Genomic DNA, 15897 nt, shown 5'->3' on the forward strand with positions numbered 1-15897 from the left:
CATATAGGCCGTGGCCAAACTTCCGCCCGGTAAGAGTGTATGCCAAGGCCAGAGGTTCTCGAAGATATCAAATCGGCTGAATCGGACGCCGACGACATCGTGGCCGAGGCGGAGGAGGACCGCGAGGAACGGTTGTCCGAAGCCCGGCAGCGGGCCGATGAAATCCGCGACGAAGCGGAGGAGGAGGCTCGCGAGCTGAAAGAACAAAAACTCGAAGAGGCACGCGAAGACATCGAGGCGGAGCGCGACCGCATCCTCGAAGAGGGCGAAGCCGAGCGCGAGCAGCTCGAAGCCCTCGCGGACGAGAACGAGGAGGACGCAGTCGCGTACGCCGTCGAACAGTTCGAGGAGGCGGTACATGCTCAGACCTGAGCGCATGAGCAAGGTGTCGGTGACGGGCTCGAAGCGCGTCATCGACGACGTCATCGAGACGATTCACGACCTGAATCTCGTCCACCTCTCGGACTACGACGGCGAAATCGAGGGGTTCGACAACGGCAACCCGATGGAGGGTGCCGACGACGCCTCCGAGAAGCTCGTCACGGTGCGGTCGCTGGAGTCGACTCTCGACATCGACGAGGCCGACGCCGGCCCGACCCGCATCGTCACCGAGGAAGCCCTCGAGACGGAACTCGAGGAGATTCGCGTCGAAGTCAACGAGCTCGACGACCGGTACAGCGAGCTCGAGGACGAACTCCGCGACGTCGAAGAGCGAATCGACGCCGTCGAACCGTTCGCGGACCTCGGCATCGACCTCGACCTGCTCAGCGGCTACGACAGCCTGCAGGTCGCAGTCGGTGAGGGGAACGCCGACGACGTCCGCGACGAACTCCGGACCGCGGAACCCATCGAGGCGTTCGAGGTCTTCGAGGGGGACGACACGCTCGCGGTGTTCGCGTACCCGCGCAGCGACGACCCCGACGCGCTCGACGACGCGCTCGTCGGCGTGGAGTTCGCGCGACTGGAGGTCCCGGACGCCGAGGGCAGCCCCGAGGCGTACGTCGAGGACCTCCGTCACGAGCGCGAGACTATCGAGTCGAAGCTCGACAGCGTGGAGAGCGAACTCGACGACCTCCGCGTGGAGCACGCGGGCTTCCTGCTGGCCGCCGAGGAGAAACTCTCCATCGACGTCCAGAAGGCCGAAGTCCCGCTGCAGTTCGCGACCACCGAGCGCGCGTTCGTCGCCGAGGGCTGGATTCCCAGCGACGAGTACGCGACGTTCGTCGAGGGCATCCAGGACGCCGTCGGCGAGCACGCTGCCGTCGAGGAACTCGAACAGGCGGACTACGAGCCGTCCGGTCACGGCCACCACGGCCCCGTCGAAGAGGGGCACGACGTGGAGGAGGCCGCGACCGACGGCGGGACGGCCGCCGAATTCGACGCCGACGACAGCCCGCCGGTCATCCAGGACAACCCCGCGCCGACGCGCCCGTTCGAGGCGCTGACGGAGGTCATCAACCGACCGAAGTACACGGAACTCGACCCGACGGTCGTGCTGTTCCTGACGTTCCCGGCGTTCTACGGGTTCATGATCGGTGACCTCGGGTACGGCATCCTGTACGCCGCGCTCGGCTTCTGGCTGTACCGCGGTTTCGACAGCGAGATGATTTCGAAGCTCGGTGGCGTCGCCATGTGGGCCGGCGGATTCACGGCCCTGTTCGGCGTGTTGTACGGCGAAATATTCGGGCTCCACCTCGTCACGGAGTACCTGTGGCACGGTGTGTTCCACCTCGCGGACGCCCCGCTGAAGAAGGGGTTACACGTCGGCGCGTTCGCCGAACTGTGGCTCGCGGCGAGTCTCCTGTTCGGCATCGCGCACCTCGCCATCGGTTACCTGTTCGGGCTCGTCAACGAGACGCGCTCGCACGGCGTCAAGGCCGCCGTCACGGAGAGCGGCGGTCCGCTCCTGCTGATGGCAGGGGTCGGCGCGTGGCTGTTCAGCACGCACATGCAGTCCGGCGGCGGTCCGCGCCCCGAACTGCTCTACCGCGCGCTCGAGCTCCCGCCCATCGTGGGCATCGTGGGGCTCGCGCTCGCGCTCGTCGGCCTCGTACTCGTGACAATCGGCGAGGGCGCTGCCGGGTTCCTCGAGAGCCCGACGTACGCGCTCGTCAACACCGTCTCCTACACGCGGATTGCGGCGGTCCTGCTCGCGAAGGCGGGCATGGCGTACGTCGTCAATCTGCTCGTGTTCGGCGCCTACGAACTCCACCTCGAAGAACCCGAGACGGTCGAGTACATGTTCGGCCTGTTCTCGGCAGTCATCGAGCACGAGACGCACTTCATGCTGTTCAGCACCGACACCCACGGGGGCGAGGTGCTGTTCCCCGGCCTGATTCACATGGGCACCGCAGGGGTGCTCGCCGGCATCGTCGTGCTCGTACTCGGGCACCTCCTCGTGCTGGCGCTCGGCGTCACATCGGCCGGCTTACAGACGCTACGCCTCGAATACGTGGAGTTCTTTAACAAGTTTTATGAGGGCGGTGGCGAGAAGTACCACCCGTTCGGCTACCAGCGAAACTACACCACTGAGGACTAAGTAAAATGTTCGACACAATTCCAGAATTCGTCACGGTCGCACAGCAAACGACAGGCAGCAGCCCCGCAATCACCCCGAAGTCCGCCGCCGCACTCGCCGTCGGTCTCGCCGCCCTCGCCGCAGGGTACGCGGAGCGTGGCATCGGTAGCGCCGCCGTCGGCGCCATCGCGGAAGACCAGGACCTCTTCGGTACGGGCCTCATTCTGACGGTCCTCCCGGAGACGCTGGTCATCCTCGCGCTGGTCGTCGTCTTCGTCGTGCCGTCCGCATTCTAAACCACCGTCCCCCCTCTCATCTATGAGCTTGGAAACAGTAGTTGAGGACATTCGAGACGAGGCCCGCGAGCGCGCGAAGGAGATTCGGAACGATGCCGAATCGCGCGCCGAGGAGATTGTCGCGGACGCCGAAGCCGACGCCGAGGAGATTCTCTCCGAGGCCGAAGCCGACGCCGAGCGCGAAATCGAGCGGGAGCGCGAGCAGCGCCTCTCCAGCGCGAAACTCGAGGCCAAGCAGATGCGCCTCGAAGCGCGCCGCGACGCCCTCGAGGACGTCCGCGAAACCGCCGAGGAGGAAATCGCCGCCATCGACGGCGACGACCGCGAGGAACTCACTCGCGGCCTCCTCGACGCTGCGGCCGATGAATTCGACGCCGACGCCGACGTCAGCGTCTACGGCCGCGCGGACGACGAGGACCTCATCTCGGACATCCTCGACGACTACGACGGTTACGAGTACGCCGGCGAGCACGACTGTCTCGGCGGCGTCGTTGTCGAGAGCGAGACGTCCCGGGTCCGGGTGAACAACACGTTCGACTCGGTCATCGACGACGTCTGGGAGAACAACCTGAAGGAAATCAGCGCACGCCTCTTCGACGAGGAGCAATGAGCGTGTACGGGTCGGCAAACTACGAGTACGTGGTCGCCCGCGTCCGCCACCGCCGAGCCAGCCTGTTCAGCGACGACGAGTACCGGAAACTGCTCCGCATGGGAACCGGCGAAATCGCCCGGTTCATGGAGGAGACCCAGTACGAGGACGCGGTGAACGCGCTGGGCTCGCGGTTCAGCGGCGTCGACCTCGTCGAGCACGCGCTCAACGAGACGCTCGCCGAGGACTTCCAGGACTTGCTGCGGTACAGCGAGGGCCGGCTCTACGAGCAGGTCGTCCGCTACCTCCGCAAATTCGACGCGTGGAACGTCAAGACCGTGCTTCGCGGGCTCTACTCGGGCGCGACCGACGAGGAGGTCCGCTCGGACCTCATCGACGCCGGCGAGTTCGAGGACGCGTTCCTCGACCGCCTGGTCGCCGCCGAGTCCATCGAGTCCGTCGTCGAGCTACTCGACGGCACGCTGTTCGAGACGTACCTCGACAGCGCGTTCGAGGCCTACGAGGAGTCCGGGACGCTGGTCCCGCTGGAGAACGCGGTCGACCGCGCGTACTACGAGAACCTCGTGCCCGACGAGTCCGCGCGCGGCGAGGCCGCGCAGCTCTACCGGGAGTTCCTCGAAGCCGAAATCGACTTCCGGAACGTCCGGAACGCGCTACGGCTGGCGCGGTCGGGTGCCGACGTCGACCCCGCGGAGTACTTCATCGACGGCGGCGCGCTGTTCGACCGGAAGGAGGTCGGCCAGCTCGTCGCGGACCGTTCGACGCTGGTCACGCGCATCCGTGAGAGCAAGTACGGCGACGAGCTCTCGAAGGCGCTGGACGAGCTGGAGGACGCGGAGAGCCTCATCGGCTTCGAGCACGCCCTCGACCGGGCGCTGCTGGAGTACTCCGACCACCTCTCGTACGTCTACCCGCTGTCGGTCTGTCCGGTGCTGGCGTACGTCCTCGCGAAGGAACGCGAAGTGGACAACATCCGTGCCATCGCTCGCGGCCGCGAAGCCGGCCTGAGCGAGGCGGAAATCGAAGAGGAGCTGGTCATCCTATGAGCCAGGAAATCGCAGTCGTCGGCAGCCCGGACTTCACTACCGGGTTCCGGCTCGCGGGCGTCCGGAAATTCGAGAACGTCCCGCAGGACGAGAAAGACGAAGCGCTCGACGACGCAGTCGAGTCGGTGCTGGAAGACGAGGACGTCGGCATCGCGGTGATGCACGACGACGATCTCGACGCGCTCTCGCGGCAGGTCCGCGAGGAAGTCGAGACGAGCGTAGAGCCGACGTTCGTGACCATCGGCGGCGGTGCCGCCGGCGGGAGCGGACTGCGCGACCAGATCAAGCGAGCCATCGGGATCGACCTGATGGCCGAAGAAGACGAATCCAACGAATGAGTCAAGCAGAAGAAATCACTGACTCCGGCGTAATCGAGAGCGTGAGTGGTCCGGTCGTGACCGCCACGGACCTCGACGCCCAGATGAACGACGTCGTCTACGTGGGCGACGAAGGCCTGATGGGCGAGGTCATCGAAATCGAAGGCGAAGTAACAACCATCCAGGTCTACGAGGAGACCTCGGGCATCAGCCCGGGTGGCCCTGTGGACAACACGGGCGAACCCCTCACCGTCGACCTGGGCCCCGGTATGCTGGACTCCATCTACGACGGCGTCCAGCGCCCGCTGGACGTCCTGCAGGGCGAGATGGGCGCGTTCCTCGACCGCGGTGTCGACGCGCCCGGTATCGACCTGGAGAAGGAGTGGTCGTTCGAGCCCGTCGTTGAGGAGGGCGACCACGTCGAGGCCGGTGACGTCCTCGGCACCGTCGACGAGACGGTTAGCATCGAGCACAAGGTGCTCGTGCCGCCGCGCAGCGACGGCGGCGAGGTCACCGAAGTGAACGCCGGCGAGTACACGGTCGACGAACCCGTCGCCGTGCTCGACAGCGGCGAGGAAATCGCGATGCGCCAGGAGTGGCCGGTTCGGCGTGCGCGTCCGTCCAAGGACAAGCACACGCCGCGGACGCCGCTCGTCACGGGCCAGCGGATTCAGGACGGCCTGTTCCCGCTCGCGAAGGGTGGGACGGCCGCGATTCCGGGGCCGTTCGGCTCCGGGAAGACGGTCACCCAGCAGCAGCTCGCCAAGTGGTCCGACGCGGACATCGTCGTCTACATCGGTTGCGGGGAGCGCGGCAACGAGATGACGGAAGTCATCGAGGACTTCCCTGAACTGGAAGACCCCCAGACCGGGAACCCGCTGATGGCACGGACGTGCCTCATCGCGAACACGTCGAACATGCCGGTGGCGGCCCGCGAGTCCTGCATCTACACGGGCATCACCATCGCGGAGTACTACCGCGACATGGGCTACGACGTGGCGCTGATGGCCGACTCCACCTCGCGGTGGGCCGAGGCCATGCGCGAAATCTCCTCGCGCCTCGAGGAGATGCCGGGCGAGGAGGGGTACCCCGCGTACCTCGCCGCTCGCCTCGCACAGTTCTACGAGCGCGCGGGCCTCTACACCACCCTCAACGACGACGAGGGGTCGGTGTCCGTGGTCGGCGCGGTCAGTCCGCCGGGCGGCGACTTCTCCGAGCCGGTCACCCAGAACACGCTGCGCATCGTGAAGACGTTCTGGGCGCTGGACGCAGACCTCGCCGAACGCCGGCACTTCCCCGCTATCAACTGGAACGAGTCGTACTCGCTGTACAAGGACCAGCTCGACGACTGGTGGCGAGAGAACGTCTCCGAGGACTTCCCGGAGGTCCGGCAGTGGGCCGTCGACGTCCTCGACGAGGAGACCGAACTGCAGGAGATCGTCCAGCTCGTCGGCAAGGACGCGCTGCCGGACGACCAGCAGCTCACCCTCGAAGTGGCGCGGTACCTCCGCGAGGCGTGGCTCCAGCAGAACGCGCTCCACGACGTCGACACCAACTGTGAGCCGGCGAAGACGTACAAGATGCTCACGGCCATCAAGACGTTCAACGACGCGGCCTTCGACGCACTCGAAGCCGGCGTCCCCGTCGACGAGATTCAGAACGTCGACGCGGCGCCCCGCCTCAACCGTATGGGCGTCCAGGAGGACTGGGACGAGTACATCGAGGAGCTGAAAGACGACCTCACAGCGCAACTACGGGACCTCTACTAATGAAAGAGTACAAGACAATCTCGGAAGTCAGCGGCCCGCTGGTGTACGTCGACATCGACGAGCCGGTGGCCTACGACGAGATGGTGGAAATCGAGACACCTGACGGCGAAGTCAAGCGCGGTCAGGTGCTCGAATCCAGCGACGAGTTCGTCGCGATTCAGGTGTTCGAGGGCACCGAGGGCATCGGGCAGGACGCTTCGGTGCGGTTCCTCGGCGAGACCCTGAAGATGCCCGTGACCGAGGACCTCCTCGGTCGCGTGCTCGACGGCTCCGGCCAACCCATCGACGGCGGCCCGGACATCGTGCCCGAGGAACGCCGCGACATCGTCGGCGAAGCAATCAACCCCCACGCGCGAGAGTACCCCGAGGAGTTCATCCAGACGGGCGTCTCTGCCATCGACGGCATGAACACGCTCGTGCGCGGGCAGAAACTCCCCATCTTCTCGGCGTCGGGGCTGCCCCACAGCGACCTCGCGCTCCAGATTGCGCGACAGGCCTCCGTCCCCGAGGAAGAGGCCAGCGAAGAGGGCGGCAGCGAATTCGCCGTCGTCTTCGGCGCGATGGGTATCACCGCCGAGGAAGCCAACGAATTCATGGAGGACTTCGAGCGCACCGGCGCGCTCGAACGCAGCGTCGTCTTCATGAACCTCGCGGACGACCCCGCCGTCGAGCGGACGGTCACGCCGCGGATGGCGCTCACCACGGCGGAGTACCTCGCCTTCGAGAAGGACTACCACGTCCTCGTCATCCTGACGGACATGACCAACTACTGCGAGGCGCTCCGCGAAATCGGTGCGGCCCGCGAGGAAGTCCCCGGCCGCCGTGGCTACCCCGGGTACATGTACACCGACCTCGCGCAGCTGTACGAGCGCGCCGGCCGCATCGAGGGCCGGGAGGGGTCGGTCACCCAGATTCCCATCCTCACGATGCCCGGCGACGACGACACCCACCCGATTCCGGACCTCACGGGGTACATCACCGAGGGCCAGATTATGATGGACCGCGACCTGAACAGTCAGGGCGTGACGCCGCCCGTGAACGTCCTCCCGAGCCTCAGCCGGCTGATGGACGACGGTATCGGCGAGGGCCTCACGCGCGAGGACCACGGCGACGTCTCCGACCAGCTGTACGCGGCGTACGCGGAAGGTGAGGACCTCCGTGACCTCGTGAACATCGTCGGTCGCGAGGCGCTCAGCGACCGCGACAACCTCTACCTGGACTTCGCGGACCGCTTCGAGGCGGAGTTCGTCGACCAGGGCTTCGACACGAACCGCAGCGTCGAGGAGACGCTGGACCTCGGCTGGGAGCTGCTCAGCCTCTTCCCGAAGGAGGAGCTCAACCGCGTCGACGAGGAGCTCATCGAGCAGTACTACGTCGAGGACGAGGCCGAGGCCGAAGAGGCCGCGGCCGCCGACTAACCGCCGCGCCCGCGGCGTGCCGTCCACGTATCTTTTGCAGACGACCACCGTCGACCAGCCACGCGTGCGCACGGACGAACCGAGGGCGACCTGATGGCGACGTACCTCCAGTTCCTCGCCGCGTTCGTCGCGCCGCCGCTGCTCGCGCTCGCCGCGCTCCGCTTCCGTAACCACCGCGAGGACTGGTGGTCGTTGGCCGGCGTCGGCGTGCTGGTCGTGCTCGCGCTGGCGTACACGACGCCGTGGGACAACTACCTGATTCGCCGCGGCGTCTGGACGTATGGCGCGGACACGGTTCTGGGGACGCTGTGGCTCGCGCCAATCGAAGAGTACGCGTTCGTGGCGATGCAGACCGTCGTCGCGGGACTGTGGGTGCAGTTCATTGCTGGCCCGCCGGACGCCGGATTCGGTCCCTCGAAGCGTGACGCTGCAGTCGGCGCGCTCGCCGGCCTTGTCGTCACCGCCGCGGGCGCCGCGTTCCTCGGGACGGCGAGCACGTTCTATCTCGGCGCGATTCTCGCGTGGGCCGGACCCGTGCTCGCGCTCCAGTGGGCCGTCGGCTGGCAGTACCTCTGGGAACGCCCGCGCACAGTCGCAGTGGGCGTCGGCGTGCCGACGCTGTACTTCGCCACCGTGGACCGCATTGCGCTCGCGGACGGTATCTGGACGATTTCGACGGAGTACACGACCGGCGTCGCCGTCGCGGGCCTCCCGGTCGAGGAGGGCGCGTTCTTCCTCGTGACAAACCTCTTCGTCGTGCAGGGACTGCTCCTCTACGACTGGGTGGTCGCGCGATGGGCGTGAACAGCCTCGACGAGGACGTCCGCCGCACGCTCGCGCGTCCAGTGCTCGCTGCCGGCTGGATTGGGGTCGCCGTCGCAGCGCTTCCAACGCTCGCCGGCGTCGAGTTGCCGACGACGCTTCGGTACGCGCCGCTGGTCGCGAGCGTCGTGCTGTTCGGCTTCCCGCACGGCGCCATCGACTACGTCGCGCTCCCGCGCGCGGTCGCAGGTCGAGTGACCGGGCGCTGGCTCGCCGTCGTCGGCTGCCTCTACCTCGTACTCGGCGGCGCGTACGCAGCGGCGTGGTTCGCGTGGCCGGTCGCAGCGGCGCTGGCGTTCGTCGCGCTGACGTGGCTCCACTGGGGGCAGGGCGACGTCTACTCGCTGGCCGTGCTGCTGGACGCGGATTATCTCGATTCGCGCGCGCGACGCGTGGCGACCGGCGTCGTCCGCGGCGGCCTGCCGATGCTCGTGCCGCTGCTGGGCCACCCGGAGACGTACCGCGAGGTAGTGGCGGCGTTCGCCGCGCCGTTCGGCGGCAACGTCGGCGACTTGTGGCTGTTCACACCGGACGCCCGGCTCGTGCTCGGCGTCGCGTTCGCAGTCGTAACCGTCGGGACGCTGGCCGCGAACCGGCTCGCGACCGCCGAGTCGCCGCCGACCGCGTGGCGCGTCGACGCCGCCGAAACCGTCGGCCTGTGGGCGTTCTTCCTCGTCGTTCCACCTGTGTTCGCTGTGGGGGTGTACTTCTGTCTGTGGCACGCGGTCCGCCACGTCGCCCGCGCGGTCGCCGTCGACGGCACCTCGCGGCACGCGCTCGCGGCCGGCGACCTCCGGAAGCCCCTCGCGCGATTCGCGCGCGAGGCGACGCCCCTGACAGTTGCCGCGCTCGCGCTGCTCGCCGGCTTCTGGGTCGCCGTCCCGAACCCGCCGACGACACTCGCAGGCGCGACCGGACTGTACCTCGCGTTCGTCGCGGTGTTGACGCTCCCCCACGTCGCCGCCGTCACGTGGATGGACCGCGCGGCAGGACTGCTGTAGTTGGCGGCAGCGACAGGAAACGTTTACCTCCCTCCGTCCAGAAGTTGCTGCCAAGAGAACAGATGGCCCAGGACATCAAACCGACCCGGAAGAACCTCATGGAGATCGAGGACCGCATCGAACTCTCCGAGCGGGGCCACGACACGCTCGAGCAGAAGCGCGACGGCCTCATCATGGAGTTCATGGACATCCTCGACCAGGCACAGGACGTCCGCGAGGACCTCGAAGCCAACTACGAGACCGCCCAGAAGAAGATCAACATGGCGCGCGCGATGGAGGGCGACATGTCGGTCCGCGGCGCGGCGGCGGCCCTCGAAGAACACCCCGAGATTACGGTCGAGTCCCGGAACATCATGGGCGTCGTCGTCCCGCAAATCGAGTCCTCGAAGGTCCGCAAGAGCCTCGACGAACGTGGCTACGGCATCCTCGGCACGAGCGCGCGCATCGACGAAGCCGCGGAAGCCTACGAGGAACTCCTGGAGTCCATCGTGCTCGCGGCGGAAGTCGAGACCGCGATGAAGAAGATGCTCACGGAAATCGAGACCACCAAGCGCCGCGTGAACGCCCTGGAGTTCAAGCTCCTCCCCGAACTGTACGAGGGCCAGGAGTACATCGAGCAGAAGCTCGAGGAGCAGGAGCGCGAGGAAATCTTCCGCATGAAGAAGGTCAAAGCGAAGAAAGAGGAAGACGAGGAAGAGGAGGAGGAAGCCGCGCAGGCCGCCGAGGAAGCGCTGGCGGACTGACCGGTCTCGTCCACGCCGGCTAAGTACGACCCCTCCGTTCTCCGGGTATGAGCTGTCCGAACTGCGGCGGCGACGAAGTCTCCTTTCCCGTGCCCGACGCCGTCAGCGACTACCTCCCCGACGAGCGGCCCGCGGCGACGCTGTGCACGAACTGCCTACACGTATCGCCGGCCGACGAGGCGCCCGACGAGTATCCGGACTTCACGCGGGTCAGCGACGCGTTCCCCGCGGACGGCGAGACCGGCGCGGTCTTCGCGTGTCTGCTCGCGCTGCTCGACCGGCTGGTCGTCCACCGCAGCGACGCCGAGCAGGTCGCCACCGAGGCCGAACGGCGGGGCGTCGACGTGTTGCTCGTTCTCGACCGGCTCGCCGCGGACGACGGCCTCGACCCCCACCTCGACCTCGCCCGGCGACGCCGCCAACTCGAACAACTCATCTAGGGGCGCGGCCGGCCGTTGCCGGCGAGCGCGCGGGTGCGCTGACGCCGCTCCGGGACAGCGACGGCGTGCCGCAAGGGTTTAGCCGGCCGGCCAGTAACTCCCTGTATGGCAGACTGTCCACTCGCCGACGAATGCCCCAGTTTCCAGGAGCAAATCGAAGGGATGGGGTGTCAACACTACGGCGACCGCGGCGGGATGGAGTGGTGCAACCACTACAACCAGCCCATCAACGACCTGAAGACCGCGCCCGTAGTGCCCGGCGAGGAGGTCGTGCTGGAAGTCGACGACATGCACGAGAGCGGCGCCGGCGTCGGCCGGCAGGAGGAGAGCGGCTTCATCGTGATGGTCGACGGTGTGCTGCCGCCGGCCCGCGTGAAAGCCGAGATTACGAAGGTGAAGTCGAACTACGCCCGCGCCGACCTCGTCGAGAAGCTCCCCGACGAGCCCGAAGGCGAGGAGGGCGAAGAAGGTGAACCAGGCGAGGAAGACCGCGAGGACGTCGAGAGAGAGGAAGACGAAGACGAGCAAGCGGAAGAATCCGAGAGCGAGCGGCTCGGCAGCCGCGAGAACTTCTGGGGCAACTAGCGGAACTGCTCGACCGAGAGGTCGTCGGTGAGGCGGACAGTCCCGTCGACGAGTACCGGGATACCCGAGTCTGCGAAGAACTCGTCTAGTGCCGACTGCGGGAGCGTCGTCTCCCGGACCGACGCGTCGTAGACGGCCGAGGACGTGTCCGTGTGCAAGTACGCCGACATCCCGCCGATGCCGCTCTTCCTGTGTGGGTAGTGATGGAGGGACACTGGCCACGCCCCGGACGCTGCCCGGACGGCGTCGGTGTCGAATTCGTGGAGAATGGAGACGTTGGAGTGGCTCTGTCGAACGTTGCTCTGCCCGTCGCCGAGAATCGTGTACCGGTCGGCCGGCGTGCCGGCGAGTTCGAGCGCGTCGAGAATCCCGTACAGCGGGAACCCAACGCCGAGGAGGGTCGCCGCCATTTCGCCGACTGACCGCGCATCGTCGTCGGCCACGTCGTCTACCGTGACGAAGCCGCCGGCAGCGCCGGCAGTCAACAGCGCGCGGCCCTGCTCGTAGGAGCGACAGCCGTTCAGGAAGAACGCCTTCACGCCCGTTCGCGCCAGCGTTCGGGTGTCGAGCGCCCCGTCCGGGCACATCATCCCCGAGTCCGTGACGTGGCCCACAAAGTGGAAGTAGTCCACGTCCTCGTACAGCGCCTCGCGTAGCTCCGCCGTCGACAGGTCGTGGGACACCCGCACGTCCGTCTCCCGGTACGGGTGCGAGTCGAACAGGGAGACGTCGCCCTGCTGGAGTCGGGCGTCGTTGAACACGACGTGGACGTCGAGCGCGCCGGCGTCAGCCGACGCCGAGAGGTCCCGTCGGAACGACCCCACCGTCGGGTTCGACGCGCGGACCGCGTGCCCGGGTGCGACCCACGAGTGGCCGGGCGTCTCGGCGTCCTCCGGCACGACCACCGAGCGCGGCGTCGGCGCTGCCGTGCTCGCGGACCGTGCGAGCGCGCTGTCCGTGGACTGGAGCGCGTTCGGGGACGGCGTCAGGTCGACCTCCGAGGCCCGCCGCGGCGGACTCCGCACCAGCGCCAGGTCGTCGAGCAAATAGGGGAGCACCGGTGCGTACGCCGAGTCCGCTTCGACGTCCGCCGTGTAGTGCCAGTCGAGCAATCCTTCTGTCGCCGAGCGCGGAATCTCGAGGTACTCGGCCGTGCGCTCGGCCAGCGGCAGCTCGAACAGCCGCTGGTAATCCAACTCCACGCGCTCCTCCAACGCCGTGACGACTGTCGTCCGGAACGGGTAGACGCCAGCTGTCCGCACCGCGCAGTCCAGCGTGAACACGTGCTCCAGTATCGACCGCACGCTCTCGGCGAGGGCGTCGACACAGAAGTCGCGGCTGCGGCCGGCCGCGACGATTCGTGGCCGGTTCCCCGGTTCGACGGTGGCACCGAGGTAGTACGCCAGTGGCGCCACCGTGTAGATGGCCCCGTACTCCGGTGGGACCTCGATGCGCACTCCCGTCTCCGGGGGCGCGACCTCCGGCGGGATATTCAGCGTATCTCCTCGCTCGATGGCCGGCGGATGGCCCCGTAGCGTCGGCCACGACCGATCCGGTGACTCCGTCTTCAGCGCCGACCCGAACGTCGACACCGCAGCCATCAAATCTCGTGGGTCGTCCGTCGTCGTCACCGTCCCCGCCGGCGTCTCGTGGTGCGACCGAATACCGAGCACCATCCGCGTCGCGGCCTCCGTCTCGAGAACCGACCGACCGTCGTCGAAGCGAGTGGACGGCGCGGCGTCCTCGACGCGCACGTAGAGCTTCGCGTCGGGCGGCGAGAAGTCGACCTCGTAGGTGCCCTGCGGCAGTTGCTCGGTGGGCGCCCCAGATTCGGTGCGGTGGATGGCTTCACCGTCGCGCCAGAAAACCACGTTGGCGAACGTCGGCATGCGGAGTTCGCACGCTTCGACGGCGACCGCAGTATCGACGGGCATCGTGAACCCGTCAGTCGACGCGGGCGTCGGGTCGACGGCCCGGTCCGTGTACAGCGGGAACTGTTCGCCCTCGACAGTGTCCCGTACGCAGATTCCGTGCTCCTCGTCGAGCACGTCGACGTGGAACGTCACGCGTCGCGGCCCCCGCTGGCGGCCGCTTTCCAGTACATATCCGGACATAGGATGTTTCGATTAAAAACATTCGCCTCGCGGGGCGGCGCTTCACTCGAAGTCCGCCATCGTCAGGTTCGGCGTGTACCGGAGCTCGCCGTCGAGTAGCACGGGTGCCGGGGAGGAGTCGAGCAGCCGTTCGAGTTCCGACCGCGAGATTGGGTCGCAACGAGCGCTCGCGTCAGCGATGACCCCATCGACAGGAGTGTACGTCGGAGCGGCGAACGCACCCATCCCGTTTTCGTCGTAGGGGTACTGTCGGATAGTCACCGAGGTAGTGTCGGAGTCGGCGTCGAACTCGTCGACGTTGAAATCGTACAGCATCGGCAGCCCGCTCGCACTCTGACGAAACGCGAGTGTCCCGCTGCCGAGAATCGAGTAGCGCTCCACAGGCGTGCCAATCTGGTCGAGCACGTCCAGCACCGCGTACAACGGGAATCCGCTGTCCAACAGCAACGAGATGTCGTGGCCGACCCTCCCCGCCACGTCGTCGGCCACGTCGTCGACCGTGACGATACCCCCGACGCTCCCCGCGGTTAGCAGCGCCCGCCCCTGTTCGTACGACCGACACCCGTTCAGCAAGAACGCCTTCACGTCCGTTCTCGCGAGCGTCCGCGTGTCCAACGTCCCGTCGGGGCAAACCATCCCGTCGTCGGTGACGTGCCCCACGAAGTGCAGGAAGTCCGTCTCCTCGTACAGCGCTTCCCGGAGTTCCGCCGTCGTCAGCGAGTACGACACCTTGAGATTCGTCTCCGCCGTCTGGTGGGTGTCGTAGGCAGTCTCGTCGCTGGCGTCCAACCGTGCGTCGTTGTACACCACGTGTACGTCCAGCGGGTCGTCGCCCTGTGGCCAGTCGAACCCTCGCCGGAACGACCCGACTGTCGGGTTCGCTGCGCTCGGCGAAAAGTCGCCCGCGACCCACGAACGACCGGGCGTCCCCGTGTCCGACGGAACGACACCCGAGAGCGGTGCTGACGTGGTGTCGACGACCGAACGAGCGAGCACGCCGTCACTCTCCCGGGCAGCATCCGGAGAGGGGGTCAGGTCGACCTGCTGGGACCGCTGTGGTGGGCTCCGTACGAGTGCGAGTTTGTCCACCAAGTACGGCAGCGCCGATGCGTACTCGGGGTCTGCCGCCACGTCCGCCGTGTAGTGCCACTCCAGAATTCCCTCTGTCGCCGACCGCGGAATCTCGAAGTACTCGGCGGTACGTTCGTCTAGCGGTAGCTCGAACAGCCGCTCGTACTCTAACTCGACTCGCTCCTCCAACTCGTCGACAGCAGTCGTCCGAAACGGGTAGACGCCCGCCATTCGGACGACGCAGTCCAGCGTGAATACGTGCTCCAACACCGACCGTACGCTCCCCGGAAGGTCGTTCACGTTCAGATCGAAACTCTGTCCGTCCGCGACCACTCGCGGCCGAGTCCCCGATTCGACAGTCGCGCCGAGATAGTACGCCAGTGGCGCCACCGTGTAGATGGCCCCGTACTCCGGTGGGACCTCGATGTGCACGCCAGTTTCGGGGGCGGCGACCGCTTCGGGGATATCGAGTTCGTCGCCGCGTCGAATCGCCGGCGGATGCCCCCGCAGCGTCGGCCACGACCGGTCCGGCGACTCCGTCTTCAGCGCCGACCCCAGCGTCGACACCGCAGCCATCAAATCTCGCGGGTCCTCCGTCGTCGTCACCGTCCCCGCCGGCGTCTCGTGGTGTGAGCGAACCCCCACGACGACGCGACTCGCGTCACCGAAATCCAGGTAGGTGTGGTCGTCGACGAATTCCGCGGTCGGCTCAGCATCCTCGACGCGCACGTACACCTTCGCCGCGGGCGGCGAGAAGTCGATTTCGTACGTTCCACGGGACAGTCGTGGGGCATCGTCGCGCGTCGCGCGGTGCACGACTTCGCCGTCCTGCCAGAATATTGGCGAGAGGAACACAGGCGCGTGAAGTTCGCCAGCGTCGATAGCAACTGCGGTGTCGACCGGCATCGTGAACCCGTCCGTACTCGCGGGTTCCAGATTCGGTTCGCAGTCAGTACGCAGCGCTACCGCTTCACCCTCAGAGGTGTCGCGAATTCGGATTCCCGGGCCGTCGTCGAGCGCGTCGACGCGAACCGTCACAGCCTGCGACCCCATCCAGGAGCAGGCCTCTCGTTCATGGTGGGGGAAAGCCACGTTCGCGTAAAAGGATTCTGGGGCGCCGTCCACGGGGTTTTTGCGTTCCGGCGGC

General features: G+C 67.0%; 15 protein-coding genes. 13 read left to right on the top strand and 2 right to left on the bottom strand.

Features of this window, described 5'->3' with window-relative positions; all coding sequences use genetic code 11:
* The first annotated feature begins 39 nt into the window (after positions 1–39).
* The 13 genes from ahaH (at position 40) to LPA46_RS06030 (ending at position 11565) form a co-directional block, all read left to right on the top strand.
* Positions 40–372 carry an ATP synthase archaeal subunit H gene (ahaH, locus tag LPA46_RS05970; RefSeq protein WP_230888136.1) on the top strand — a complete coding sequence of 111 codons (333 nt, stop codon included), beginning with the start codon at positions 40–42 and terminating at the stop codon, positions 370–372.
* Positions 359–2539 carry a V-type ATP synthase subunit I gene (locus tag LPA46_RS05975; RefSeq protein WP_230891815.1) on the top strand — a complete coding sequence of 727 codons (2181 nt, stop codon included), beginning with the start codon at positions 359–361 and terminating at the stop codon, positions 2537–2539. The genes ahaH and LPA46_RS05975 overlap by 14 nt, the downstream gene beginning before the upstream one ends.
* Positions 2540–2544: 5 nt before the next feature.
* Positions 2545–2814: a F0F1 ATP synthase subunit C gene (locus LPA46_RS05980; protein ID WP_230888138.1), complete on the top strand. Its 270-nt coding sequence runs from the start codon at positions 2545–2547 to the stop codon at positions 2812–2814.
* Between the two features lie 22 nt (positions 2815–2836).
* The gene (locus LPA46_RS05985) at positions 2837–3424 is read left to right on the top strand and encodes a V-type ATP synthase subunit E (RefSeq protein ID WP_230891816.1); all 588 of its coding nucleotides are present in this window, start codon (positions 2837–2839) and stop codon (positions 3422–3424) included.
* The gene (locus LPA46_RS05990) at positions 3421–4470 is read left to right on the top strand and encodes a V-type ATP synthase subunit C (protein WP_230891817.1); all 1050 of its coding nucleotides are present in this window, start codon (positions 3421–3423) and stop codon (positions 4468–4470) included. The genes LPA46_RS05985 and LPA46_RS05990 overlap by 4 nt, the downstream gene beginning before the upstream one ends.
* A complete protein-coding gene (locus LPA46_RS05995; protein WP_230891818.1) occupies positions 4467–4808 on the top strand; it encodes a V-type ATP synthase subunit F in 342 nt (113 codons plus the stop codon). The genes LPA46_RS05990 and LPA46_RS05995 overlap by 4 nt, the downstream gene beginning before the upstream one ends.
* Positions 4805–6556: an ATP synthase subunit A gene (locus LPA46_RS06000; RefSeq protein WP_230888142.1), complete on the top strand. Its 1752-nt coding sequence runs from the start codon at positions 4805–4807 to the stop codon at positions 6554–6556. The genes LPA46_RS05995 and LPA46_RS06000 overlap by 4 nt, the downstream gene beginning before the upstream one ends.
* Positions 6556–7974 carry an ATP synthase subunit B gene (locus tag LPA46_RS06005; protein WP_230888143.1) on the top strand — a complete coding sequence of 473 codons (1419 nt, stop codon included), beginning with the start codon at positions 6556–6558 and terminating at the stop codon, positions 7972–7974. Before LPA46_RS06000 ends, LPA46_RS06005 begins: the two co-directional genes overlap by 1 nt.
* A 93-nt stretch (positions 7975–8067) precedes the next feature.
* The gene (locus LPA46_RS06010; protein ID WP_330166324.1) at positions 8068–8778 is read left to right on the top strand and encodes a lycopene cyclase domain-containing protein; all 711 of its coding nucleotides are present in this window, start codon (positions 8068–8070) and stop codon (positions 8776–8778) included.
* On the top strand, positions 8769–9797 hold the full coding sequence (locus LPA46_RS06015; RefSeq protein ID WP_230891819.1) for a Brp/Blh family beta-carotene 15,15'-dioxygenase: 1029 nt from the start codon (positions 8769–8771) through the stop codon (positions 9795–9797). Before LPA46_RS06010 ends, LPA46_RS06015 begins: the two co-directional genes overlap by 10 nt.
* Before the next feature lie 62 nt (positions 9798–9859).
* Complete coding sequence (locus LPA46_RS06020) at positions 9860–10540, top strand: V-type ATP synthase subunit D (protein WP_059057781.1); 681 nt, start codon at positions 9860–9862, stop codon at positions 10538–10540.
* A gap of 47 nt (positions 10541–10587) precedes the next feature.
* A complete protein-coding gene (locus LPA46_RS06025; RefSeq protein WP_230891820.1) occupies positions 10588–10980 on the top strand; it encodes a DUF6276 family protein in 393 nt (130 codons plus the stop codon).
* A gap of 105 nt (positions 10981–11085) precedes the next feature.
* Positions 11086–11565 (top strand): TRAM domain-containing protein, encoded by a 480-nt coding sequence (locus LPA46_RS06030; protein ID WP_230891821.1) that lies wholly within the window; start codon positions 11086–11088, stop codon positions 11563–11565.
* On the opposite strand, the gene LPA46_RS06035 is transcribed toward LPA46_RS06030, so the two are convergent.
* Positions 11562–13631: a hypothetical protein gene (locus LPA46_RS06035; RefSeq protein ID WP_230891822.1), complete on the bottom strand. Its 2070-nt coding sequence runs from the start codon at positions 13629–13631 to the stop codon at positions 11562–11564. The genes LPA46_RS06030 and LPA46_RS06035 overlap by 4 nt on opposite strands.
* A 90-nt stretch (positions 13632–13721) precedes the next feature.
* Complete coding sequence (locus LPA46_RS06040) at positions 13722–15788, bottom strand: hypothetical protein (protein ID WP_230891823.1); 2067 nt, start codon at positions 15786–15788, stop codon at positions 13722–13724.
* Positions 15789–15897: the final 109 nt, after the last annotated feature.

The organism is Halobacterium sp. KA-6, from assembly GCF_021029015.1.
In the GTDB taxonomy this organism is placed as follows: domain Archaea; phylum Halobacteriota; class Halobacteria; order Halobacteriales; family Halobacteriaceae; genus Halobacterium.